Below are 26,363 nucleotides of genomic sequence, written 5' to 3'. Positions count from 1 at the left end.
AATTCAATCATGTTAAAAGCCGTTATTTTCGATATGGATGGTGTTATTATTGATAGCGAACCGCTACACCACGCCGCTTACCACCAAATGTTTCGAGATGTAAATGCCGATGTGTCTGATGCGCTTTACGAATCGTACACTGGGCAATCGACCTTAAATGTTTGCAAGCAGGTGAAAGAACATTTCAACCTCAAGGAAACTGCAGAAGCTTTGGTTGCTATAAAACGTAAGCATTACGAATACATTTTTGAAAACGATAAAACATTCGATTTAATTGATGGCGTACTCGATTTAATTAAAAATTACCACGCCAACGGACTGACTTTAGTTTTAGCATCATCGGCCTCCATGCCTAGTATTGAACGCATTTTTAAACGTTTTGATTTGAATAAATATTTTAAAGCTAAACTTAGTGGTGCCGATTTAAAAGCATCGAAACCACATCCTGAAATTTTTATTAAAGCAGCTGAAGCCTCTGGTTTTAAAGCTTCGGAATGTATGGTTATTGAAGATTCTACAAATGGGATTGCGGCTGCCAACGGGGCAAATATTTTTTGCGTTGGTTTTGATAGTATCCATTCTAAAAATCAAGATTATACCAACGCCAATTTAAAAATTGAAGATTTTAAGTCGATAACTTTTGAAAAAATAACGTCGTATTTCAACTCCTAATTTATTAGAGATTTAATCACCAAAAACGTTCTTGTTATCCAACGTATAATAAGGCTTACTCTATTTCAACTCTTCGGCTACCCTATCCCCCTATGCCTTTATTCTTTTCATTCTTCAACCTAGGTATGAACTAACTTTTCATTCAAGCATCGTGTCAATTTTACAACGTATGTACATTTAATAGATAAGGATTCTCATATTCATCTATTTTATAATACTTATAATACCATTGTTCTTTTTACTAAAACTCTAATAAACCATTCAAAACAAACAACACATCCGTTTTTATTCCCTTTAAAAACAAGGCTTCACAGCATGTTTTAATTTTATGGCACGCTGTTTGTAATTATCAAAGTGTATAACATTAAAATATAGCAATATGAAAAGATATATATTCTTATTAGCCGGCTTAATCTTCACAGGGTTTTCCGTTAATGCAGACACCCCAACAACAAACAGCGACATAAACACCACAATAAATAACAATAGAGGTTACGGAAACTCTTTTATTTTTGTAGAACGTGGCATTGAATTTTCGATTTTTCCTGATGGACAATTCGATTTCAATTTACAACGTCAAACCTCTAACGTCAATGTTTCTTTACATTCTAGAAATATCGATTTTAGCTATAATTCGGGTTACGATTATAACGCTTATGTTCAATATGATGAATATGGTGCTATTATTCAAATAGAAAACACGCCAATTTATTACGATTATTATGGCCGTATATCGCAAGCTGGAAATGTAAATATAAACTACAACAGTAATGGTTATATTTCGCATGTTGGCGGATTGTATGTACACTACGATCGTTATAACAGATATAGTCATTATACAGGATACATTAACAATTATAACCGCGGATATGTTTACCGTCCATGGCACAATTATTACCGTATACCATCATTAAATTTTCGTGTGGTTTTCAACAGACCTTACCGCCAACATTATACACCAACACGTTATGTTTACAATAGACCTTTTTACAACAATTACCGCCCATCATCGGCAATTTATAGTCGTCGTGGAAATACAATAACACGAAACAGAAACTACGCTACCGTAAATAGAAGCGCTAGAAATGTTACTAAAATTAACAGAACGACAAACTCAAGACGTCAAGTTGCTCAAAACAGCAATAGCGGCCGTCGTTACAATAATTCAATACCAAATAGAACATCGAGTAATAACAGATCTACAAATCGCACTTACGCAAAACGCGATAATAGTAGTGTGAAATCGACACCAAATAGAAGTACTACAAGAAGTACAACTACAAGACCAACGATTAATAACAGAACAACAACGCGTACTCAAAAAAACACGAGAGTACAAAGTCCAAAAACTACAAAAACTCGTACATATAATAGAAGCAATAATACAACTAGAAGTACGAAAAGTACGCCTAGCACAACTCGAGCTAATACCGCACAAAAAAGTAATAGCAGAGCAACACAAAGCCGAAGTAATTCTAGCAACAATACAAGATCGACAACCACAGGAAGACGATCATAAAAATTTTGGTTGGTTAGTACGAAACACCCTGACGATTGTTTGCCTCAAAGCAACTTCGCAGGGTTTTTCATTTTATAGGTTTTACTATCTATTTTTCCTTTCAAAACAAACTTACAACTTTAAATAACGTTTTAGTAAATTTGAAATATCTTCGGAAAATTTAAATTTAAGCACCATATAGATGTAAAGCACAGTAATTAAAGTCGATTTTAAACCAATATTTAAAATAGGATGAAATGGAAAGTCCCAAAAGTAAAACAGCAATACCGTAATTGTAATAAACACACCTATCTGTAATGTTTTAGCTGAAAACGGCAGAATTTTAAACTTGTTATATACAAAGTACAATTTAACGGAATTGTATAAAAATACGGCTAAAAAAGTAGCGAGTCCTGCGCCATTTATCCCTAAAACAGGAATAAATAACACATTAAGTGCAACCATAATAACAACAAGAATTACACCTAAAACTAGTACCATTCTATAATAATCGCTATTAAATAAAATGGCATTATTACTCCCTAAAAGTGAATCGTATAATTTTACAATACTAATTAGAAACACTACATACAACCCGCCATTAAATTCTTTAGGAATAATCAAATAAAGCTGATTGATGTTTAAAACAATCAGCAAAAAGATAAATCCACCTATAATAAACAAGTTGAGTGAACTACGCTTGTATAAATCTTCTAAAGCTTCAAAATTCTTATCGTTTAAATACTTGGCTGTCATAGGCATTAACAATTGATACATCGAGCGCTGAGGTACTGCTATAACTGCCGTTATAAAAATAGCCACATTATAATATGCAATTTGTTCTAGAGGAATATAGTACCCAAGCATCACTTTATCAACATCTAAAAGTGAGGTTGCAATGGCGGCGGCTATAATAATTAAAAATGAATATTTTAAAATTCGGCTTAAACCATTAACCCGCTTAAAGGTTAATTTTGGAAACTTTAACGAAAAAGCATAAACTTTCATTATCAGCATTCTCAGGAAATAAGCCACCACTAAACCAGCCATAAACTGCTCTAAATTGATATATTCAAAATGAAGTAAAAACAAGAGAATCATGGTAAAAACACGGTGAAAAACTTCTTTCATAAAGTTTCCAAATACCGTTAGCATTTGCACTTTTGCCCAAGAAAAAAAAACCTCGAAATACGCTAATGAAATACCGATAATAATAGTATGCCACAGGTAATTTTTAATAATTGCATTTTCATTAGACAATAAATTACCTATAAATTCATGTCCGAAATAAACAATTAAAACTATAGGAATAATAACGGCAATAGGCAAAAGCAGCATGAGTGTTAAAAAACTATTTAACGATACACGCGTTTTAAAAGTAGAGTAAAACTTAACTAATGTATTATGTGTACCAAAATTCATCAAAGGCATAATAACATAAGCCAAAGACAGCATGTAGCCTACCATACCGTAGTATTCCGCACTTAAAAATTTGGTATAAAGAAACAAGGTATTTATTGCTCCTACTAAAAACCCCAAATAGGTAGAAATTATGTTTTTAAAGGATTGAGAAGCAACTACGCCCATAATTATTTTGATTTCAACATTATAATTTCAAAACAGGTTGATTTGAAATTGATTTTTGTGAATGCTTATTTTATTACTTTTTTAATACGGAAACCAATTGAGCAGTCAAGTTTTTTCTACTATATTTCTGTAATCCAACGGCATGCACTTTCAAGTTTTTATTTTTAAAGTTTTTATAATGCCCCAAGATAGTCGATTTTAACGATTTACTATCGTTGTAACTAAAGTAGTTTCCGGTATTGGTCTCTTTTATTATGGTTTCAACATCCGAACCTTTTGGTCCCAAAGCTAAAATTGGACGATTAGACACCAGATATTCGAACAATTTACCAGGAATAATACATTTTGTTTCTTCAGAATCAATTTCGACTAACAATAAAACTTGTGAACTCTTTTGATAACGAATAGATGCTTTATGCGATACATACCCGAAATTATTCATGTATTTTGAAAGCCCAGAAATCTCGATAGATTGCAGTACATTTTCACTCACAGCACCAATAAAATTTAACTCAAAGTCTTTTTCAAATTCAGCATTTTCTTTTACTAATTCTGATAAAACTTGCCATAAAACTTCAGGATTTCGTTTGGATAACAACGACCCAATATGCGCTATTGAGAACTTAGAATCGAGCGTTACAGCTTGTAAAGGCTCATAATCATAACCGTTTGTAATTACAGTAATAGGCTTTTTTGTAATACCCTCAAACTCTGTTTTAGTTACCGAACTGGTTACTATAATGTCATCTGCTTTGTTTAAAACCTCTTTCTCTAAAGTTTTATGTTTTTGTTTAGAACTTTCGGTTAATTTCAACTGTTTATGATAGCCAATAGTGGTCCATGGATCTCTAAAATCAGCAATCCACTTCACTCCTATTTTCTGTTGAAGTTGTAAACCTATAAGATGCAAACTATGCGGTGGACCTGTGGTAATAATTGTTTCAATGTTTTCTTTTGAAATATATTCTGAAAGATAAGTAACGGAAGGTTTCACCCAACTTTTACGAGCATCAGGAATAAAAAAATTACCACGAATATAAAGCATAGATTTTTCGATAAAACTTTGCTTTTTAGCCTCTGGAATAAGCCCTTTACTAATTGTTTTTGATGATTTTTTAGAGAACAATCCTGCCAATCGATAAGGTTCGCTTATCGGTTGTTTTATAACAGTTACTTCCTTTGGAACTTCCGCTATTAAGCTTTCATCTAAAAGCGGATAATTGGGGTTTTCAGGAATATAAACAATGGGTTTTACACCAAATTCAGGCAAGTACTTTACAAATTTTAGCCAACGCTGTACGCCTGGTCCTCCTGCCGGTGGCCAATAATAGCTAATGATAAGTACTTTAGAATTTTTCATGATATCTTCCGAAGCAAGTTATGCTTTTGTGGCTTTCTTTTTCTTGAATTGAAAAAACAATCCACCCAATAACAACAAACCAAATAACGCTGAACTTGCCAACGCAATATAACTTCCTGTTTTAACAACATCAGGATCAAATTTAAACTCAATCTCATGTTTTCCTGCTGGAATAAATAATCCACGCAACGTGTAATTTACGCGACTATGTTCCGTTGGTTTTCCGTCGATAAAAGTTTTCCAACCGTTACCATAATATACTTCTGAAAATACAGCAAATCCTTCATTTGAATTATTAGACGTGTATTTTAAATTATTAGGTGCATGAGATACTAAATTAATCGACGCTAACGAATCGACTTTAAATGTTTTACTTTCCGTTGGTAGTAATTCATCTTTACCTTTTGTAAAAACCGCTACATGTTTATTATCTAAACTATCCAAAGCCATAATTTCATCGTTTGCCGAATCTACCTTTTTAAGTTGATTTACAAACCATGCAGCTCCATTCGCCTCTTCATTGGTGTATGGAAAAACTTCTCCTTTTTCACCTTGTGCTATAAGATATTTGGTATTAAACATATTAAGCACATTAATATTGTTTTTCGAAATATAAAAATCGAAAACCTCACGATAACGTTTTAGTTCAGCTGCATTATACCCGTTCAAAGAATTATGAAAATACGATGCTTTTGATGGCCCTGAAACCAAATCGTAAACTCGGTAATAACCATCATCTTGTAAAATGGCTTTATCAGCTTCATTAGCTTCAAAAGGCTTATTCATTTGTATAGATGCTACAAAATCGTCGTTGTTTACGTAACGCCTATCTACTCCAACTAAATCGAATAACATTAAAACTGTAAAAGCTATAATCAATCCATTTTCTTTCAACTTATCTTTTAAATAAGCAAAAATTAAACCTGCCGAAAGTAATACTAAAGCTAAACTTCTGAGTGTATCAGTTGTAAAAACACTTTTCCGATCTTCTTTTAAAGCATCTACAAAATCGGGACCGTAATTTTTACTGTAAAAACCATCGTTAACGCCTACGAAATCGAATAAAGATGATTTCATCACTAAAAATAAAAGTGCTAAACCTCCAGTGATTGCCGTTGCATATTTTAAAGCATGTAATTTTTCTTCTCGTTTTTCAAAACTATTAAACAAACGTACCAAACCAAAAATTCCTAATACAGGAATACATAGCTCCAGTAGTACTTGTATAGACGTTACGGCTCTAAACTTGTTGTAAAACGGAACATAATCGATAAAAAAGTTGGTTAAAAATCCTAAATTTTTTCCGTAAGAAAGTAATAATGAAAATATTGTGCCGCCAACAAGCCACCATTTTAAACGGCCTTTTACAAGAAATAAAGCGAATACAAACAAAAATAAAATTACGGCGCCAACATAAGCCGGAGCTTCCACTATGGGTTGCTCTCCCCAATATAATGGCGCTCGTTTGGCTTCTTCAGCAGCTTGAGTTGTTGTGGCTCCAAGTTTTCTAAAAGCTTCATAGGTTGCAGAATCTTTTCCCACATCTTCACCATTACCACCACCCATAAAACGTGGAATAAAAAGATTAAACGTTTCAGCAAAGCCATAACTAAACTGTGTAATATAATCTTTATCTAACCCCGATGTTATTGGTTTTGGAGATCCATCGGGATTGATGGTTAATTCTGTTTTACCACGAGTACTTTCTTTAACGTATTCCTGCGTGGCCATAACGCTTGTAGCATTTAATGCCACAGCCAATATTACGGCGCCAAACAATATACCAACCGATTTAAAAAAATGAGGTAATGTTTTTTTCTGATACGCATCTACTAGATAAGCCAATCCTAAAATAAGGACTAACAACATTAAATAGTAGGTCATTTGAAAGTGATTAGACACAATTTCTAGCCCCATTGCTAAAACTGTTAACAGAAATCCTGCAATATATTTCTTTCTAAACGTAAGCACAATTCCGCTTAAAACCAGCGGCATATAAGCAATTGCATGCGCTTTACTATTATGGCCTACGCCTAAAATTATAATGAGATACGTTGAAAAACCAAAAGCTAATGCTCCAAGTGCAGCAAGTTTAAAATCGACCTTTAACACCAATAATAACACATAAAAGCTTAGTAAATATAAAAATAAATAGTCGGCTGGGCGTGGTAAAAACCGTAATGCTGAATCGATTTTTTTAATATAATTATGTGGATATCTAGCTCCTAATTGATATGTTGGCATACCTGCAAAAGCACCGTTGGTCCAATAGGTTTCTTCACCCGTTTGTGCTTTAAAATCCTTTTGTTGTTTATTCATGCCAATAAACTGCACGATATCACTTTGATAGATTTCTTTACCTTGTAAAACGGGACTAAAATAAGCCAATGACAATATCACAAACCCCAATAATACAAGAATATGTGGTAGTGCTTTTTTGATTGAAAATTGCATGAAAGTATTTTAAACAATGATTAAAAAACGCGTTTGATGTCGCTGACTAATGATAAATTAACTCGTGGTTGGTCGCTAATTGTGTGTTCTTATTTTTTCCGCGTAAGCGAAACACTAAAAATATTAATCGACTTCTTCATAATCTACATAATCGCCAACATCTTTATTTGATGTTTTAATATTTGGGATTTTATCGATAGTAACTTCGCCTTCTTTTTTTACGGGTTCTTTTTGTGCTGCTTGATATTGCCCTCCAAAACGTTCACCCGCTTTTTTTACAGCGAATTTCATTAATAAAGGTCCAAAAATCCTTGACACTACTTTGAACAAATAATAAACTAATACAATTATAAAAATGGTTTTTAATAACCCCATTGCGTAAAATTTTGATTAAAACTAACAACAAAAATACAATTCTATACGTTTAAAAAACATGGAAAAATGATAAAAAATATATAAAATATCTATATTTGAAAACCCTTAATCGCCAATCCTTAAAAACAAAAAATTAAGCGCACGGCAATACCTTAAAAATCTGAGCACATGAAGTTTACAAAACTCGCCCTAATACTCCTACTATTTTTTATTAGTAACCAGGCTTTTTGCCAATATACCGACGTGATAAATTCTAACCGCCCAGGGACTTCCAGAAGTGCTTTTTCCGTAGGAACCAATGTGGCACAGTTTGAAGTTGGGCCGTACCTTATAGAAGAGGAACGCACACCTGCCGTAGGTTACAAAGTTTCTGGTTTTGGTGCCGATTTTGCTGTACGATACGGTTTAATTTGGGAGCCTTTAGAATTGAATATTGAAGGTAATTTCCAAAGTGACAACAAATCTTATGTTACTAATTTAGACCATAAAGACAGGCGTTCTAACTTTAAATATTTAACGCTTGGAGCGAAGTATTTAATTTACGATCCGTATAAAAACTCTGAAGAAGAAAAGCCTAACTTATACAGCTGGAAAGCCAACAATCGTTTTAAATGGAAGACTTTAATACCAGCAGTAGCCATTTACGCTGGTGCACATTACGATGTTTTAGATAATCCGTACACCGCTGAAAATATTGAAGGATTTAGCCCAAAAGTAATGATTGCAACTCAAAACAACTTTTCTGGAGGTTGGGTTTTTGTAATGAATTTAATAAAAGACAGGATTGGAACCGAACAATCGGATTTTCAATACATTTTAACTTTAACACATTCTTTAAATGCTAATTGGGTTGTTTTCGGAGAAGTACAAGGTATTCAAAGTGATTTTTATGCCGATGATCTATTTAGATTTGGTGGAGCCTATTTATGGGGGAAAGATTTTCAATTAGATACTGCTTTAACCTTTAATACGAAAGATACACCGTCTGTTTTTGGTGTTAATTTTGGTATGTCGTACCGTTTAGATTTTCATAAAGACAAAGAAACCGATAACGGAGCTTCTGTGGAAGATGAAATGAAACGACAAGAAAATAAACGTGGAAAAAATAAAAAAGATAAAAACAAAGACAATTCTATAGAAAAACAAAAACGTCGCGTTACAGAGTTTTAAGTTTAAGAATTCATCATACTATTATATGATTACACTAAAAGAAGTTAAAAGTAAAAAAGAGCTAAAAGCATTTGTTAAATTTCCTTTTGCGCTCTATAAAGATTGTGAATTTTGGACACCACCTATTATTAGTCAGGAAATAAAGACCTTTGACAAAAATGAAAATCCTGTTTTTCAAGATGCCGAAGCACAATTATTTTTAGCGTATAAAAACAAAACTATTGTTGGCCGAATTGCAGCTATTGCAAACAATTTAGAAATTGAAAACCAAAATATTAAGAAAATGCGTTTTGGTTGGTTCGATTTTATTGACGACCTAGAAGTTTCTAAAACCTTACTAGATAAAGTTGCTGAAATTGGAAAGCGTAAAAACCTAGAGTTCACAGAAGGCCCTGTAGGTTTTTCTAATTTAGATAAAGTTGGTGTGATGACGGAAGGCTTTGATAGCATTGCGCCTATGGTGACGTGGTATAACCATGCCTATTATGTTAAACATTATGAAGCTGCCGGTTATGTGATTGAAAAATCATATTCTGAAAGTCGTTTTCCGTTTGAAAATGTAAAACCTGAATTTTTCAAAAAAGCTCAAGAATTAATAAAAAGACGTTACCAACTCAAAGCATTAAAATTTAGTAAAACGAGTGAAGTGATGCCTTATGTCGATAAAATGTTCGATTTATTTAATGCCAGTTACGCTTCCTTATCTTCGTTTGTTGCTATAAACGATGTTCAAAAAACATATTTTAAAGAAAAATTCATCAGCTTTATAAATCCTGACTATATTAAATTTGTTGTAGATAAAAACGATGAATTAGTTGGTTTTGCCATTGTAATGCCTGCTTTTGCAAAAGCATTAAAAAAGATGAATGGAAAACTATTTCCTTTTGGTTTTAGACATATTTTAAACGCCAAAAAGAACAGTAAAGACGTTATTTTCTATTTAATAGGTATACACCCCGATTATCAAAATAAAGGTGTTCACGCCGTTATTTTCAATGAATATTACGAAACTTTTAAAGCTTTAGATATTGAAAATTGTTTTAGAACTCCCGAGTTGGAAGATAATCACGCCATTCATCAAATATGGAAACATTTTGATCCTGTGGTTTATAAAAGAAGAAAAACTTATAGAAAACCGCTTTAGATTCTGAATTCTAAAACAAAAAAATCCGATTCAATATTTAATTGAATCGGATTTTTTTATACTATATTTTATGTAAATCTACTCGCCCATTGCAGCTGCAACTGAAGCAGATAAACGCTTGTAAGTTCCGTTTTCCAAACGTGTTCTAATAGCATCAAATGCATTTAATGTTTCAGAAACATCTTCTAATGTATGTGTTGCCGTTGGAATTAATCTTAATAAAATTAATCCTTTAGGAATTACTGGATACACTACGATAGAACAGAATACACCGTGATTTTCACGTAAATCTTTAACTAAAGCCATAGCTTCAGGAATAGAACCTTTTAAATAAACTGGCGTTACACAACTTTGTGTTGTACCGATATCGAAGCCTTTATCTTTTAAACCTGATTGTAATGCATTTACATTTTCCCAAAGTTTCGCTTTAAGTTCAGGCATAGTTTTAAGCATATCTAAACGCTTAAGTGCCCCAGCTACTAATTGCATTTGCAAAGATTTTGCAAACATTTGAGAACGTAAATTATATTTTAAATAATCAATTATTTCTTTATCTCCTGCAATAAAAGCACCTGTACTTGCTAAAGATTTAGCAAACGTTGCAAAGTACACATCAATATCATCTTGTACGCCTTGTTCTTCTCCTGTACCTGCTCCTGTTGCTCCTAAGGTTCCAAAACCGTGAGCATCATCAACAAATAATCTAAAGTTAAATTTTTGTTTAAGTGCTACAATTTCTTTTAAACGTCCTTGCTCTCCACGCATTCCAAAAACACCTTCAGAAATTACTAAAATCCCTCCACCTGTTTGTTCTGCCATTTTAGTAGCACGTTCTAAGTTTTTCTCTAAACTTGCAACATCGTTGTGTTTATAAGTAAAACGTTTTCCCATATGTAAACGCACACCGTCAATAATACAAGCATGAGCATCAACATCATAAACAATAATATCGTCTTTAGATACTAAAGCATCAATGGTAGATACCATACCTTGGTATCCGAAATTTAATAAATAAGCCGATTCTTTACTTACGAATTCTGCTAATTCATTTTGAAGTCTTTCATGTAAATCCGTATGTCCAGACATCATTCTAGCACCCATTGGGTACGCTGAACCGTATTGTGCAGCAGCTTCTGCATCCACTTTACGAACTTCAGGGTGATTGGCTAAACCTAAGTAATCATTAATACTCCAAGTAATAACGTCTTTTCCTTGAAATTTCATCCTATTAGATATTTCACCTTCCAACTTTGGGAATACAAAATAGCCTTCTGCTTGAGACGCCCACTTTCCTAGCGGTCCTTTGTCTTTATAAATCTTTTCAAATAAATCCTTCATCTATTATAAATGGTATTGTATTAATTTCAAATATCACTACAACTAATTTCAAAAGAATTCGTTAAGCTTATAAGCATCAAAATGTGCCTATAATAAAAAAAGAAAACTCAAGCTTTAGTTAGTGGGTGCAAAATTAAATATTTCTGAGCATTGAACATAATTTTTTATGAAGCATTTAAGTTTTTTTAGTATTAATCCTATAAAAAAATCATAAAAATGTAAAAATGCTCTATAAAAAAAGCCCATATTTCACAATGATGTAAAATATGGACTTTTTTTATGTTGAAATATTTTTAATTATTTAATGTATTGAATGCTATCTGCAGAGACTTTGTTTTTACTATCGAAAAAGCCTTGATCTGCCATCCACTTATCACTATATACTTTACTCATGTAACGTGAACCGTGATCTGGAAATATGATAACTACTTTATCTCCTTTTTTAAACTCACCTTGCTCGTCTAATTGTTTAATGGCTTGCATAGCTGCTCCTGAAGTATACCCCACAAACATACCTTCCGTTCTTGCGATTTCTCGGGCTGTGTGTGCACTTTCTTCATCTGATACTTTTACAAACTCATCAATAATATCAAAATCTGTTGCACCTGGAATTAGATTTTTACCTAAACCTTCTATACGGTATGGATAAATTTCTTTTTCGTCAAACTCTTTAGTTTCATGATATTTTTTAAGTACCGAACCAAAAGCATCTACACCAATAACTTTTACATTTGGGTTTTGCTCTTTTAAATACTTTGCTGTTCCTGAAATAGTTCCTCCAGTACCGCTACAAGCTACTAAATGCGTGATTTCACCTTCAGTTTGCTTCCAAATTTCTGGTCCTGTAGAGTTGTAATGTGCATCAATATTAAGTTGATTAAAATATTGATTAATATAAACCGAACCTTTTAATTCTTCGTGAATACGTTTTGCTACTTGATAGTAAGATCTAGGATCGTCTGCACTAACATGTGCTGGACAAACATATACCTTTGCCCCCATAGTACGCAACATATCAATTTTATCTGGAGAAGATTTTGAGCTTACGGCCAAAACGCATTCGTATCCTTTAATGATACTTACCATTGCTATACTAAAACCAGTGTTTCCAGAGGTTGTTTCAACAATAGTATCGCCTGGTTTTAAAATGCCTTTTTTTTCGGCTTCTTCAATAATGTAAAGCGCTATTCTATCTTTTGATGATTGTCCTGGGTTAAAACATTCTACTTTAGCGTAAAAATCCCCTTCGAACTTAGAGGTAATTCTGTTAAGCTTTACTAAGGGAGTATTGCCAACTAACTCTAATACATTATCAAATACTTGATTTCTGTGTTTCATAAATTCATTTTACAAGTTGCACTATTTTAATAAATAAATGCTTCTTAAAACTGGACAAAAATAAGACATTTTTTTTTATTAACGATTAATTCCTTCTAAATCTAATAAAAAAGCATATTCTAGCGCTACTTCTTTAAGGCTTTCAAAACGTCCTGAAGCCCCGCCATGCCCGGAATCCATATCGGTTTGTAGCAGCAATTTATTAGTGTCAGTTTTTAGTTCTCGAAGCTTTGCTATCCACTTTGCAGGCTCCCAATATTGTACTTGCGAATCGTGTAAACCAGTGGTTACTAACATATTTGGGTATGCTTTCGCTTCTACATTATCATATGGAGAATATGATTTCATGTACTTATAATAAGTTTCATCGTTAGGATTTCCCCATTCGTCGTACTCGCCTGTGGTTAACGGAATCGTATCATCAAGCATTGTGGTTACTACATCTACAAAAGGTACCGCAGCCAAAACCCCGTTGTACAATTCTGGGTTCATATTAATAATAGCCCCCATTAATAAACCTCCTGCTGAACCACCGTAAGCGTACAAATGCTTATTAGAGGTGTAGTTTTCTTCAATTAAATACTTTGAGCAATCTACAAAATCGGTAAAAGTGTTCTTTTTAGTTAATAGTTTACCTGTTTCGTACCAGTTTCTACCTAAATACTCGCCACCACGAATATGAGAAATGGCATAAACAAAACCACGATCGAGTAGACTTAAACGGATGGTTGAAAAAGAGGGATCGATGGTAGAACCATACGAACCGTAGGCATATTGCAATACAGGATTTGAACCATCTAACTTGATTCCTTTTTTATAAACCAACGATATAGGCACTTTTACGCCATCACGAGCGGTAGCCCAAACGCGTTTTTCTTCATAATTTTCTTTATTGAATTTACCCCCAAAAACCTGCTGCTCCTTTTTAATTTCGCTAGTTTTAGCTTTAAAATTATAATCGATAACTGCACTTGGGTTGGCTAAGGAATTAAATCCGTAACGTAGCACATCGCTATCAAAATCGGGATTTCCACCAATATAAGATGTGTACGTTTCAGAATTAAAAGGTAAATAATAATCTTCGCTCCCATCCCAGCTTATTATTCGTAAATTATTAAGTCCGTTTTCACGCTCATTAACCACTAAATAATCTTTAAAAATCTCGATATCTTCAAGCAATACATCTGTACGATGTGGCAATAAATCAGTCCAATTTTCTTTTTCCGTAGCCGTTTCGCTTGTTTTTAGAAGTTTGAAGTTTGTAGCGCCATCACAATTAGAAATAATGTAAAAGGCATCATTATAATGCGCAATACTATATTCTAAATCGGCTGTTCTTTTCTGAAATACTTTAAACGCTCCATCTGGTGTATCTGCATTTAAAATGGAATATTCCGAAGACAACGTACTCGACGATCCAATGATTATATATTTCTTCGATTTCGTTTTATAAACAAACGTATTAAAAGTTTCATCCGTTTCATGATACACTTCAGTGTCACTCTCGGTTTCACTATGCAATTTGTGTTTAAATATTTTAGAAGAACGCAACGTTACTTCATCTTTTATGGTGTAAAACAACGTTTTATTATCGTTTGCCCAAGTGGCGCTTCCGGTGGTATTTAGAATTTTATCGGCATAAATTTCGCCGGTTTCTAAGTTTTTAATTTGAACAGTATATTGTCTTCTACTTACCACATCGGTAGAAAAAGCTGCCATTTTATTGTCTGGACTAATAGAAATACTTCCTAAACTGAAGTAAGAATGTTCTTTAGCCATTTCATTACAGTCGAATAAAATTTCTTCTGGCGCATCTAAAGTGCCTTTTTTACGAAAATAAATAGGGTAATCTTTCCCGGTTTCATAACGTGTAATGTACCAATAACCATTTAACTTGTATGGCACGGTAGAATCGTCTTCCTTAATTCTCCCCTTCATCTCTTCAAATAAGTCCTTCTGAAACTCCTCGGTATGTTGCATTATAGCTTTAGTATATGCATTCTCGGCATTTAAATAATCAATAACTTCCGGATTTTCACGATCGTTCAGCCAATAATAATTATCAACTCTAACATCGTTATGGTTTTTTAATTCTTTTGGTATTTTTTTTGCTGAAGGTATTGCCACTTCATTTATAGATAGACTCATTTTTTCGTTTTTACAGGAAGTGGCAAATGTAAAACTTAAGCATAAAATAATGGTGGCTAATTTCATTTTTCCTCGTAAAATACAGATAATTCTGATACTATTTAATAAATTTGCACCAACCAACCCTTAAAAATAAAGTAATATGTTTGGAGATATGATGGGCATGATGTCTAAAATCAAAGAAGCCAAAATAAAAGTCGATGCAACTAAAGAGCGTTTAAATTCTGTTCTAATTGATGAAGCCAGCAACGATAACAAGCTAAAAATTACCTTAACAGCCAATAGAGCTATAAAATCTATTGACATTGATGATAGTTTACTTGAAGATAAAGAACAACTTGAAGATTATCTTATTTTAACGCTGAATAAAGCCATAGACAAAGCCACCAAAATTAACGAAGCCGAACTTGCAGCAGCTGCTAAAGATGGTATGCCAAACATTCCTGGTATGGATATGTTTAAGTAAAACAACACTTTAACCGATTCTTCCCTCAGTTAATCAATATAATCATCTGTAAGCCAACCTAATGCTTACATTTGATTTTTATTAATTTTCGTCTCTCTCTTAAAATGAAAAAAATAATTGTACTAATTATGGGCGCATGCATTTGTGCTCTAATTTTATACATGTACTTACATAAAGACAAAGTATTAGTCGCTAGTGAAAACCATACGGTATATCTAAAAAAGGACTCTACAAACTTTAAACTTTTTAGAAATGGCAAACATTTCAAAATGCGAGGAGCTACTGGTAAAACGCAACTAAAATCGCTAGCGGCTATTGGTGGAAACACGATTAGAGTTTATGATACCATAAATATTAAATCTGTTTTAGATGATGCTCACCACAATAAGTTAGCGGTAATTGTAGAGATTCCTATTCCTAAAAACTCCAATAATTACAACTTTTATGCTTCGGAAGAAAACACTATCCAGTTAAAAAATGATGTAAAGAAGTTTGTTAGAAAATACAAAAATCATCCCGCACTTCTGCTTTGGAACTTGGGCAATGAACTTGATTATCCGCTTACCATTAATAAAAACAGTTTTATAAACACCTTTAATAACTTAATAGACATTATTCATCAGGAAGACCCAAACCATCTAGTTAGCACAACACTTATACCGTCTTTAAGTCAAACTTTGGGTATTCATTTACATTCTTCAAAAATAGATTTACTCGGTTTTAATGCCTTTGGAAATTTAAAACGAATAAATCCCCTTATCAAAAAAGTGTCATATATTTCAACAACACTTCCTTTTTTTATAGCTGAATATGGTATTAATGGCCCTTGGGAAGAAAAAATGACGCCGTGGCAAGTTCCTATTGAACAAACCAGTACTAAAAAAGCAGAACAATACACCAATACTTATAATAATTTTGTAGAAAACAATGAAAACTCACTAGGAGACTTGGTGTTTTATTGGGGCCAAAAACAAGAACACACTCATACATGGTTTAGTATTTTTGATGAACATGGCCGAAAATCAGAAGTTTTTTATGCCATTAAATCCTATTGGGGGAATACAACTTCTAAACAAGAATTACCTCCACAAATTAAATACCTGCTAATTGATGGCAAGGGAGCTAATGATAAGCTGGTTTTCTCTACAAACACACAAAAAAACATAGAAGTTTTACTTGAAACACAAAGCCCCAAAGACTCAACCTTTTTATACAAATGGGAAGTTTATGCCGAAGGTTGGGATTATAACCAAACAGAAAAGGAAGATAAACCAAAAAAAATTCTTGAAACAGACGCCGTTTTAAACAAAAAAACTTTGGCTTTTAGCCTACCCCATAAAGAAGGCGCATACAGAGTTTTTGTATATATCTACGACGATAAAGGTAATTTCTCTACATCTAACATCCCCTTCTACGCTCTAAAGAAATGAATGATTCTAACGATATAAAAAAACCCACTAAAAAGGAAAAAATTACACTACGCCTATTAATTGTAATAGGCACTTTAAGTTTCTGTAATTTTTTCTATTGGTTTCTTAAGCCTGATTTAATTGAAACACCTTTTCTATTTTGGATATTAACCGCTGTAATTGTTTTTGATAGTTTAAGAATTCTATACATATGGATACACTATTGGGCCATTAGTATTCCCAAAAAACCTGTTTTAAAAAGTTCATTTACAGTAGATGTACTCACCACCTACTTCCCTGGCGAACCCTACGCCATGACTACCCAAACCCTTTTGGCGATTAAAAACATACGCTACCCACATAACACCTATTTATGTGATGAAGCTAACGATCCTTTTTTAAAAAACTTCTGCCAAAAGCACGGTATTATTCATGTTACCAGAAACAATAGAATCAATGCTAAAGCAGGAAACATCAATAATGCTTTATTACAAGCAACAGGCGAAATATGCCTAATACTAGATCCAGACCACGTACCAAAACCTGATTTTTTAGACGAAGTATTACCATATTTTGAAAATAAAAATATCGGGTTTGTTCAAACTGCGCAAGTTTATTATAATGTAAAAGAATCAGATGTTGCTGAGGGAGCCTCGCAACAAACTTTTCATTTTTATGGCCCTATGATGATGTCTATGAATTCTTACGGCACAGTTAATGCGATTGGAGCAAATTGCGTTTTTAGACGAAAAGCCTTAGACTCCATCGGCGGCCATGCACCAGGATTATCCGAAGATATGCACACTGCCATGCAACTTCATGCTAAAGGTTGGAAATCGGTTTACGTGCCAAAAGCCTTTACAGAAGGCTTAACTCCGGCATCACTAACCGCTTATTATAAACAACAATTAAAATGGTCTCGGGGCACATTAGAGTTACTGGTGTCTGTATATCCTAAACTATTTAAAAAGTTCACTTGGAAACAAAAGTTTCACTACGGTCTTTTACCCATGCACTATTTATCGGGTATCTTCTTTTTGTTAGGTTTCTTGATCCCAATAATATCTTTATTTAACGCTTCTTTACCATGGAAAGGTAATGTTATAAATTTCGGGCTAATATATCTCCCTGTACTTGTATCCATATTTTGTATACGTATTTTTGTACAGCGTTGGGTTCTAAATAAGAGTGAACGAGGTATACATATATTAGGTGGACTATTATTAATTTGTACTTGGTGGGTATTCCTACTAGGTTTCGTTTATACGGTTATTAGAAAAAATGTTCCGTATTTGCCAACTCCAAAAGACGACAAAGAATTAACTAATTTTAAAATATTAATTCCTAACCTTGTTATAGCCGTAATTTCTATAGCAGCTATTATTTACGGGTTAAATTTAGATTTTACGCCCTTTTCATTATTCATGTCAGGTTTTGCATTGTTCAATGTTTTAATTATGCTATACACCTTAGTATTTGCCTACCAGAAACCTCGTGAAGTAAAACTGAATTTAAATGAAAAACCATATTCAAACCCCTTTAGAAATAGTCTTTTTATTATTTTCAGAAAAACTGTTTTACCTTTAGTATTAAGCTCTGTTATTATATGCGGCGGAATACAGTACTATGGAGAATATGTAAAATGGGGAGGTGTTACTTCGGAAATAAAATCTAGAAACACCATAAATTATATTGGTGTTTTTGCACCTAAAATAGATAACGGACTCACCGATTTAAATACAGTAAAAACAAATACAAAATTTGGAAATCATAAATTTGATCTAATTTCATTGTACTTGCCATGGCACAAAAATATAGAATCAAACTTTCCAAAAACCTTAATAGATTCTATTTACAAACAAAATTCAATACCTGTAATCACATGGGAACCTTGGATAAACACTTTTGAAGGTGATTTTAACTCGGAAAATCATCATGTATACAACCTTATAGAAACAGGCTATTTTGATAACTATATTGCCGATTTTGCAAACACCCTTAAAACCTATAAACATCCCGTTTTTTTGAGATTTGCTCATGAGTTTGACAACCCATTTTATCCGTGGTATGTTACCGGAGATAAAGCATCAGAAAAGTTTAAAAACGCTTGGATACATACTTATGAAATTTTCAAAAAACAAGGCGCGGATAATGTGGTATGGATTTGGAACCCGTGGAAACCGGAGCATGTTGCCTCTTTTTATCCAGGCGAAGCTTATGTTGATTGGATTGGCGTAAACATACTAAACTACGGCGACTTAAATCAAGATGGAAAATCACAGGAGTTTGAAGCTTTATATAAACCATTCCACGACGCGTTTAAAAACCTTCCGGGAACACCTGTTGTTATATCCGAATTCGGTGCTTTAACCAGTAACCTACAAAAAAACGTTTCCAATTGGCAAGACAACGCCTTCATTGCTATAGAAAATAATTTTCCTGAGATTAAATCTATTATTCATTTTAACAGTAAAGTAGATAACAATTGGCCTACTGGAGAAATTCCAAATACTTACCTAGATTGGACCATTGCCTCAAAACAAACCACTCTTAATTTATTTGAACAAAAAAAAGTTCCAAGCTATATAAACAGACCTTTACAAGATATTAAAAGCAACTCTCTGCCCCCAGAAAAGGCTCAAATAGCAATGCAAAACATTAAAGGCATCAACTTCAAAATTGGTCATAATTGGGAAAAAGATTATCACATTCTAAATAGAAGAAAACTAATTGCAGATTTTGAAAACATCAAAAACTTAAAGCTAAATACGCTTAAGTACCAAGGAAATTCCGTTTATGATCATAATGTTTTTGAAGTAAGCAAACTCTACAATCTAAATATAGCTTATAGCTTTTGGGTGCCCGAGAACCTTGATTTTATGACGGACACCTTAAAAACAGAAGCATTAAAATCGGAAATAATAAAAACCGTAAAGGCTTTAAAAAACAATGATCACATTATTTCTTGGCACATAGAAAATGATGTACAACACCAACAGAAAAACTTTTACCACAAGCCCGAACTTTTATATCAAAATAGAGCCTATATTTTATGGTTGAAAGAGCTTAGTAATGCTATAAAAAAAGAGGATAACAAACGTCCATTAATAACTAATATTGAAATAAATCAACAATCTATTTATCATATAAAAAACATTTTAAACAGTTCGGCTGCCATTGATGGCATAGGCTTAGTTGTAAAAAATGATGAAAACTTAGAAAACGTTGTACACTATTTATCCGAAAACAAAACACATTTTATTTTAAGTGACATAGATGCTGCTAATTTAAAACCTAATAATATTTTAAAACACCAATTTTCTTTTTTTATAACAGGTTGGCAAGATAAGCACGAAAGTAACAAGCTTGTTTTTGATGGATTAATAGACAGAAAAGGGAGACAAAAAAAATCATACCTTGAAGCTATAAGTGCCATTAACTCTAAACCAGTTTCTGTTGAATTACCTAAGATTAAAATATTAAAACCGTCTAAATTAATTTACGAAAATAATACACATACTTATTACGCCATGATTTACAGTGACAGTTGGATTTATGGGTCTGATAGCGAAAACTTAGAATTTGAATGGGCTTTAATTAAATGTGATGAATTTGGTAACTACTTAGCGATAAAAGAAAAGGGATTTGGACCAAGTTTACAGTTAAAAATACCTGAGAACCATGATTTATACAGATTGCAACTTACCGCTATAAAATCGGGTTATACCACAACAACAATAACAACATTAAACACGCCTTTACTAGACTGAAATAAACATTTTTAAAAACCAACTTTATTAATATTTACTCCTTTTAAGAAAAGGATTGGTTACTAAAAAAATAAAATAGAAGAGGTATTTCTTACTAAAAATCTTTGCGATAGAAAAATAACCTAAACCATTATAATCCTGTCCTATAAAAGCATTTAAAGGATATGCATTTACACTTTGCATTTTCTCTAATAAAGGTAAAATCTCAGATCTTTTCATCGTAGATTTTAATATTCTATTTAAAAGAAAAAACACAAAAGATTGTTGTTTAGCCCTTAATCTAACCAAGCATGCTTTATTATTAATTTTAAGATTATTAATTATTGAATGATATGCAACAGCTGCATTTGCATTATCATCGATAACTTTTAAATAATGATTTGGTTCTTTACTCGTCATTGCCGAACCATAATTTCTTACATATCGATGCGCATCTATTGGTAAATGAATAACATTATTAGCTTTAACCAAAATTTTTCCTGTAAAAATGGCATCTTCCATCCATCGACCTTCAATAAACTGGAGTTCAATTGATTTTAAAAAATTTCTATTAATAAAATACCACCAAACTTCATTCTGAAAGCCATGACTTGCGATATAATCAATTCCTGATTTTTTATCGATTTCCAACTCGTCATTTAAGTTCGATTTAGAATCTACTAGCGTTAATAATTCAGTTGGTTGCGATTTAAAAGTTAAAACATCAGGTTGATGTTCTATGGCATAATTCAAAAGTGTTTTTAAAACATCATTTGCCAAATAATCATCAGGATCTAAAAAATAGATATACTCCCCATTAGCGACATAAAGCCCTGTATTTCTGGCGGCCCCTACACCTCTATTCTCTTGGTTAAGAACAAAAATATTTTCATGCGTCCATTTATAACTTTCAATTAAAGCCATACTTGCATCATTCGAGCCATCATTAACGATGATGATTTCATAATCACCTTCGTTTAAACCTTGATGCACCAAACTATCTAAACATCTAATAATATAGCGTTCAACATTATATACAGGAATAATTACACTTAACTTCAATTACTTGTTTTTTCAAAGACTAAAATAACAAATTTATCTATTGAACAATACCACCTAAATACTTAATAGATAATAAATAGCTTTCGGAAGGCCTAACTTGTATTTTATCGTTTTTTTAAAGTTGAAATTAGAAATTCATGCATCGCATCTGTATAATCCAAATGCGTTACCATGCGTAATTTATTACCGCCCATACTAATAATATGAACATTTTTATCGGCTAGTTTTTTAGTGAATTCTTTTTCGTTTACGTCGCTATTCAACTCAAAAATTACAATATTGGTTTCTATAGCTTCAACCGATTTAACACTTGATAATTGAGATAAAACCGTACCAATTTCTTTCGCTTTACTATGATCGTTAGCTAAACGATCCATATTATGGTCTAAAGCATACAATCCGGCAGCAGCCAAAATTCCAGCCTGACGCATATTACCGCCAAATATTTTACGCAGTCTAATGGCATTTTGCATAATGGCTGCATCACCAACTAAAACAGAACCTACGGGGCAGCCTAAACCTTTACTCAAACATACCGAAATGGTATCGAATACTTTCCCATATTGCTCAGCCGTTTCATTTTTAGCGACCAAGGCGTTCCATAAACGTGCACCATCTAAGTGAAATCCAAGTTTATTTTCGTCACAAACCGTTCTTATTTTTTCAATCTCTTTAAAGTCCCAACACGCACCACCTCTTCTATTTGCTGTGTTTTCAATTTCAACTAAACTTGTTTTACTATAATAATAAGCTTCTGGGTTTATGGCGTTTAAAACATCACTAGCTTTAAACATACCATCATTAACATCAAGCAATTGACAAGACACGCCACTATTGAAGGATGCTCCTCCAGATTCATAATTAAAAATATGTGCATATTTATCGCAAATAACCTGATCCCCGGGATTGGTATGTAACTTTATAGCTGTTTGGTTCGCCATGGTACCACTCGGAAAAAACAAAGCTGTTTCTTTACCAAACATTTTAGCTATTCGAGTTTCTAACGCATTTATTGTTGGGTCTTCTCGAAATACATCGTCTCCCACAGGTGCCTGCATCATGGCCTCCAACATGGGTTTCGATGGTTTTGTTACTGTATCACTTCTTAGGTCTATTATCAATTTAAAATACTTAATTAATTAACATGTTAATTCTCAAATAATATATCCCACTTGATATTCAATACAACTAAACATCTACGATGCCCTTTTTCTTAAGACAGGATTAGCTATTCTAAACACTAAACAAAACAGTTTTTTCTTACTAAACACAAATGATAGAGCCTTATAAGTCGCCCCACTATACTCATGCCCCGCAAAAACAGTTAGAGGATAAGCTTTGGCTTTTCTTACTTCATTTAATATTAATTTCACCTCTTTTAATCTAATATTGGAGCTCAACATACGTAATAGACCAAAAAAAACATAAGATTCTTGTCTTACTTTTAATCTATTATAAGCTTTTACTTGCATTTCAGATGTTGGTTCTAAAGAATCTAACAACGGTTTAAATGTTATAGCAACATTAACCATGTCTACCGCCATTTTATGATAATGTCTAGGTGTTTTTTTACTCATTATAGATTGCGGTCTTTGCACATATCTATGCATGTCTAAAGGAATATGAGCTATTCTCTTTGCATTTAACAATACATTCGCAGTAAAAATACCATCTTCAACATATGTTCCTTCTGAAAACGAAATGTTTAAATCTTCCAAAAATGACTTTTTAACAACATACCACCAAACTTCATTTTTGTAACTTCTGCCACTAATATATTCGACACCTGTCTCCACATTAACATTAAAGTTTTTATTTTGAGTAATTTCTAATGAATCCAAAATATCACTATAATTAATACTTTTTGAATTAAAAGTCAGCACATCTAAATCATATAAATCAATAGTACTCATGATCGTAGACAAGACTCCTCCCTTTATGTAATCATCAGAATCAAGAAAATATATATAATCCCCCTTAGCTAGACCAATACCTTTATTTCTGGCATTTGCAAGCCCTTTGTTCTCTTGATGATGGACAATAATATTATTGTATTTTTTCGAGAATTCCTTAATCAATTCCATACTTTTATCCTTAGTTCCGTCATCAATTATAATAACTTCATAATCATTGGTACTAACATCTTGAAAATATATACTTTCAAGACATTTCACTATGTATTTTTCAACATTGTAAACAGGTAAAATAATACTTAACTTCATTATAGTTTTATTTTTTAAATAGATAAAACCGGAGATTTACTATTTAAATTTCATTCATTAAATTTTCTTGCTAACTATAAATTCAGGATGTAAAAGGGAGTGTTTTTATAAAAAACATTGCAAAATTACAAAAAAAAGATTATAAACTTTTACATATTGAATTTTTTTAAACATTAAGAAATCTTATTTTTGTTTCAAACAAAATTGAATATGATAACCACTGATCAAATTAAAGATCTAAATACCCGCCTCGATAAACTTAGGCACTATCTTTGACATAGACGCCAAATTAATTGAAATACAGAACGAGGAAGAACAAACCTTTGACCCTAATTTCTGGAACGACTCTAAAGCCGCTGAAATTATAATGAAATCACTTCGTGTGAAGAAAAAATGGGTAGAAGATTACAACACTGCAAGAACTCGAATTGAAGACCTAGAAGTTTTATACGAATTTTACAAAGAAGACGAAGCCACAGCTGATGACGTTCAAAACCAGTACGATTTATTAGCTAACCTACTCGAAGATATCGAGTTTAAAAACATGCTTTCGGAAGAAGGAGATAGCCTCAGTGCCGTACTTCAAATTACCGCAGGTGCTGGAGGTACGGAAAGTTGCGATTGGGCCAATATGCTTATGCGTATGTATTTAATGTATGCCGAAAAAAGCGGATTTAAAGTAAAGGAATTAAACTTTCAAGAAGGTGATGTTGCCGGAATAAAAACCGTAACCTTAGAAATTGAAGGCGATTTTGCTTTTGGATGGTTAAAAGGCGAAAACGGCGTACACCGTTTGGTTCGTATTTCTCCATTTGATAGTAATGCTAAACGCCATACCAGTTTTGCATCGGTTTACGTATATCCTCTAGTTGATGATACTATTGAAATTGAAATAAACCCAGCCGATTTAGATATTACCACCGCTAGATCTAGTGGTGCAGGTGGACAAAACGTGAATAAGGTTGAAACCAAAGTACAATTAACACATAAACCAACCGGAATTCAAATATCTTGTTCGGAAACGCGTTCTCAACATGATAACCGATCTCGTGCTTTGCAAATGCTGAAATCGCAATTGTATGAAATTGAGTTGCAAAAACAACTCGCGCAGCGTGATGATATCGAGGCAGGAAAGATGAAAATTGAATGGGGAAGCCAAATCCGAAATTATGTGATGCATCCTTATAAATTAGTAAAAGACGTTCGTACAGCTCACGAAACAGGTAATGTTGACGCGGTTATGGATGGCAATATAGAACCTTTTCTAAAAGCTTATTTAATGATGATGGGGCAAAAAGAAGTAGATGAGAATCAATTATAAAGCATACTAATTCCCTTCTAGCCTAACGCTCTATAAAATTCATAATAAAAAAATGAAAGATATAAATACCATAATTTTCGATTTAGGAGGTGTATTAATAGACTGGAACCCAGAATACGTTTTTTTAAAAGCATTTGAAGGTGACCGCAAAAAAATGCAATGGTTTTTTTCTAACATTTGTACCATGCAATGGAATGAAAATCAAGATGCAGGATATCCATTAGCAAAAGCTACTAGTGAATTAGTATCACAATTTCCGGAGTACCAAACTTATATTGAAATGTATTACGGCCAGTGGGAACGCATGCTCGGTGGTAAAATAACAGGAACCGTAGCTATTTTAGAAAAGCTAATAGCAACCAAAGATTACAAAATTGTAGCCCTTACAAATTGGAGTAGTGAAACCTTTCCTATTGCGCAAAAACATTTTGAGTTTTTAGATTGGTTTGATGGCATTGTAGTTTCTGGTGATGAAAAAACCAGAAAACCATTTAAACGTATTTATGATATTTGCTTAGAGCGTTATAATATCACACCCGAAAACGCCATTTTTATCGATGATAATTTAAGAAATATCGTTGCAGCAAACTCCTTCGGTATAAACGGAGTTCATTTTACAACGCCCGAAAACCTTATTGAAGATTTAAAACCATTTAACATTCATTTATAATGACCAAAATATATCATAATCCGCGCTGTTCAAAATCGCGTCAAGGCGTGAAAATCCTTGAGAATTCAGGAAAACCATTCGAAATTGTAAAATATTTAGACGATACCCTTTCCGCGAAAGCGTTAACCGAACTTATTGCGCTTTTGGGTATAGAACCGATTGCATTAGTTAGAAAAAATGAAGCCATTTGGAAAAGTGACTTTAAAGGAAAAACCTTAACCGATGCTGAAGTGATTGATGCTATGGTTAATAACCCGAAATTGATAGAACGCCCAATTGTTGTTAACGGAAACAAAGCCGTTATTGGAAGGCCTCCACAATTAATTTTAGACATTATTTAGCCCGTTTTTTAGGTTTACTTTAACAAAAACTTAACTCAC

At 32.9% G+C, this 26,363-nt stretch carries 20 protein-coding genes; 10 read left to right on the top strand and 10 right to left on the bottom strand.

All coding sequences use genetic code 11. The features are described 5' to 3' along the window. The first annotated feature begins 9 nt into the window (after positions 1 to 9). Positions 10 to 672 (top strand): HAD family hydrolase, encoded by a 663-nt coding sequence (locus QWY92_RS15965; RefSeq protein ID WP_290273046.1) that lies wholly within the window; start codon positions 10 to 12, stop codon positions 670 to 672. Positions 673 to 1,051: 379 nt separating this feature from the next. Then, positions 1,052 to 2,191, top strand: a complete 1,140-nt coding sequence (locus tag QWY92_RS15960; RefSeq protein ID WP_290273043.1) for a hypothetical protein — start codon at positions 1,052 to 1,054, stop codon at positions 2,189 to 2,191. 111 nt (positions 2,192 to 2,302) lie between these two features. Here QWY92_RS15960 and QWY92_RS15955 read toward each other — a convergent pair whose 3' ends face one another. From QWY92_RS15955 to QWY92_RS15940, 4 genes are all read right to left on the bottom strand, one after another. Further along, on the bottom strand, positions 2,303 to 3,757 hold the full coding sequence (locus QWY92_RS15955) for a lipopolysaccharide biosynthesis protein (RefSeq protein ID WP_290273040.1): 1,455 nt from the start codon (positions 3,755 to 3,757) through the stop codon (positions 2,303 to 2,305). A gap of 73 nt (positions 3,758 to 3,830) precedes the next feature. After that, complete coding sequence (locus tag QWY92_RS15950; RefSeq protein WP_290273038.1) at positions 3,831 to 5,117, bottom strand: glycosyltransferase family protein; 1,287 nt, start codon at positions 5,115 to 5,117, stop codon at positions 3,831 to 3,833. Positions 5,118 to 5,135: 18 nt separating this feature from the next. Further along, complete coding sequence (locus QWY92_RS15945; RefSeq protein ID WP_290273036.1) at positions 5,136 to 7,571, bottom strand: YfhO family protein; 2,436 nt, start codon at positions 7,569 to 7,571, stop codon at positions 5,136 to 5,138. A 123-nt stretch (positions 7,572 to 7,694) separates the two neighbouring features. After that, entirely contained in the window at positions 7,695 to 7,946 is a 252-nt protein-coding gene (locus QWY92_RS15940) for a DUF4834 family protein (protein ID WP_290273035.1), read from the bottom strand. Between the two features lie 168 nt (positions 7,947 to 8,114). Between QWY92_RS15940 and QWY92_RS15935 the strand changes: the two genes are divergently transcribed. Both QWY92_RS15935 and QWY92_RS15930 read left to right on the top strand, forming a co-directional pair. Continuing rightward, positions 8,115 to 9,116, top strand: coding sequence for a transporter (locus tag QWY92_RS15935; protein ID WP_290273034.1), 1,002 nt, complete (start codon positions 8,115 to 8,117; stop codon positions 9,114 to 9,116). Between the two features lie 25 nt (positions 9,117 to 9,141). Then, complete coding sequence (locus tag QWY92_RS15930; RefSeq protein WP_290273031.1) at positions 9,142 to 10,260, top strand: GTP cyclohydrolase; 1,119 nt, start codon at positions 9,142 to 9,144, stop codon at positions 10,258 to 10,260. Between the two features lie 78 nt (positions 10,261 to 10,338). Here the strand turns inward: QWY92_RS15930 and QWY92_RS15925 are convergent, their stop codons facing one another. From QWY92_RS15925 to QWY92_RS15915, 3 genes are all read right to left on the bottom strand, one after another. After that, positions 10,339 to 11,598: a cysteate-C-fatty acyltransferase gene (locus QWY92_RS15925; RefSeq protein WP_290273028.1), complete on the bottom strand. Its 1,260-nt coding sequence runs from the start codon at positions 11,596 to 11,598 to the stop codon at positions 10,339 to 10,341. A 297-nt stretch (positions 11,599 to 11,895) separates the two neighbouring features. Further along, positions 11,896 to 12,936, bottom strand: a complete 1,041-nt coding sequence (locus QWY92_RS15920) for a cysteate synthase (RefSeq protein WP_290273026.1) — start codon at positions 12,934 to 12,936, stop codon at positions 11,896 to 11,898. 78 nt (positions 12,937 to 13,014) lie between these two features. Next, entirely contained in the window at positions 13,015 to 15,084 is a 2,070-nt protein-coding gene (locus QWY92_RS15915) for a S9 family peptidase (protein ID WP_290273024.1), read from the bottom strand. Between the two features lie 142 nt (positions 15,085 to 15,226). On the opposite strand from QWY92_RS15915, the gene QWY92_RS15910 reads away from it, so the two are divergent. The 3 genes from QWY92_RS15910 to QWY92_RS15900 all read left to right on the top strand — a co-directional run bounded on the left by QWY92_RS15910 (position 15,227) and on the right by QWY92_RS15900 (position 20,729). Then, entirely contained in the window at positions 15,227 to 15,550 is a 324-nt protein-coding gene (locus QWY92_RS15910; RefSeq protein ID WP_290273022.1) for a YbaB/EbfC family nucleoid-associated protein, read from the top strand. A gap of 104 nt (positions 15,551 to 15,654) precedes the next feature. Further along, positions 15,655 to 16,980 (top strand): glycoside hydrolase family 2 TIM barrel-domain containing protein, encoded by a 1,326-nt coding sequence (locus QWY92_RS15905; RefSeq protein ID WP_290273020.1) that lies wholly within the window; start codon positions 15,655 to 15,657, stop codon positions 16,978 to 16,980. Continuing rightward, positions 16,977 to 20,729, top strand: a complete 3,753-nt coding sequence (locus QWY92_RS15900; RefSeq protein ID WP_290273018.1) for a glycosyltransferase — start codon at positions 16,977 to 16,979, stop codon at positions 20,727 to 20,729. The genes QWY92_RS15905 and QWY92_RS15900 overlap by 4 nt, the downstream gene beginning before the upstream one ends. A gap of 27 nt (positions 20,730 to 20,756) precedes the next feature. On the opposite strand, the gene QWY92_RS15895 is transcribed toward QWY92_RS15900, so the two are convergent. The 3 genes from QWY92_RS15895 to QWY92_RS15885 all read right to left on the bottom strand — a co-directional run bounded on the left by QWY92_RS15895 (position 20,757) and on the right by QWY92_RS15885 (position 23,992). Continuing rightward, complete coding sequence (locus tag QWY92_RS15895; protein WP_290273016.1) at positions 20,757 to 21,770, bottom strand: glycosyltransferase family 2 protein; 1,014 nt, start codon at positions 21,768 to 21,770, stop codon at positions 20,757 to 20,759. 104 nt (positions 21,771 to 21,874) lie between these two features. After that, positions 21,875 to 22,891, bottom strand: a complete 1,017-nt coding sequence (locus QWY92_RS15890) for a threonine aldolase family protein (RefSeq protein ID WP_290273014.1) — start codon at positions 22,889 to 22,891, stop codon at positions 21,875 to 21,877. A gap of 75 nt (positions 22,892 to 22,966) precedes the next feature. After that, the gene (locus QWY92_RS15885) at positions 22,967 to 23,992 is read right to left on the bottom strand and encodes a glycosyltransferase (protein ID WP_290273012.1); all 1,026 of its coding nucleotides are present in this window, start codon (positions 23,990 to 23,992) and stop codon (positions 22,967 to 22,969) included. Between the two features lie 210 nt (positions 23,993 to 24,202). Between QWY92_RS15885 and prfB the strand changes: the two genes are divergently transcribed. The 3 genes from prfB to arsC all read left to right on the top strand — a co-directional run bounded on the left by prfB (position 24,203) and on the right by arsC (position 26,324). Further along, positions 24,203 to 25,313 (top strand): peptide chain release factor 2 gene (prfB, locus tag QWY92_RS15880; RefSeq protein ID WP_290273010.1). Its coding sequence is split into 2 segments (ribosomal slippage): positions 24,203 to 24,265 and positions 24,267 to 25,313, totalling 1,110 coding nucleotides; the frame shifts between segments, so codons are not numbered across the junction. Positions 25,314 to 25,365: 52 nt separating this feature from the next. Further along, complete coding sequence (locus QWY92_RS15875; RefSeq protein ID WP_290273008.1) at positions 25,366 to 25,983, top strand: HAD family hydrolase; 618 nt, start codon at positions 25,366 to 25,368, stop codon at positions 25,981 to 25,983. Further along, positions 25,983 to 26,324: an arsenate reductase (glutaredoxin) gene (gene arsC, locus QWY92_RS15870; protein WP_290273006.1), complete on the top strand. Its 342-nt coding sequence runs from the start codon at positions 25,983 to 25,985 to the stop codon at positions 26,322 to 26,324. The genes QWY92_RS15875 and arsC overlap by 1 nt, the downstream gene beginning before the upstream one ends. Positions 26,325 to 26,363 lie beyond the last annotated feature (39 nt).

Origin of the sequence: Algibacter miyuki (assembly GCF_030409805.1) — a bacterium.
In the GTDB taxonomy this organism is placed as follows: domain Bacteria; phylum Bacteroidota; class Bacteroidia; order Flavobacteriales; family Flavobacteriaceae; genus Algibacter; species Algibacter miyuki.
Note: the sequence above shows the minus strand (reverse complement) of the source record. Positions and strands in the feature narration are given on the sequence as shown.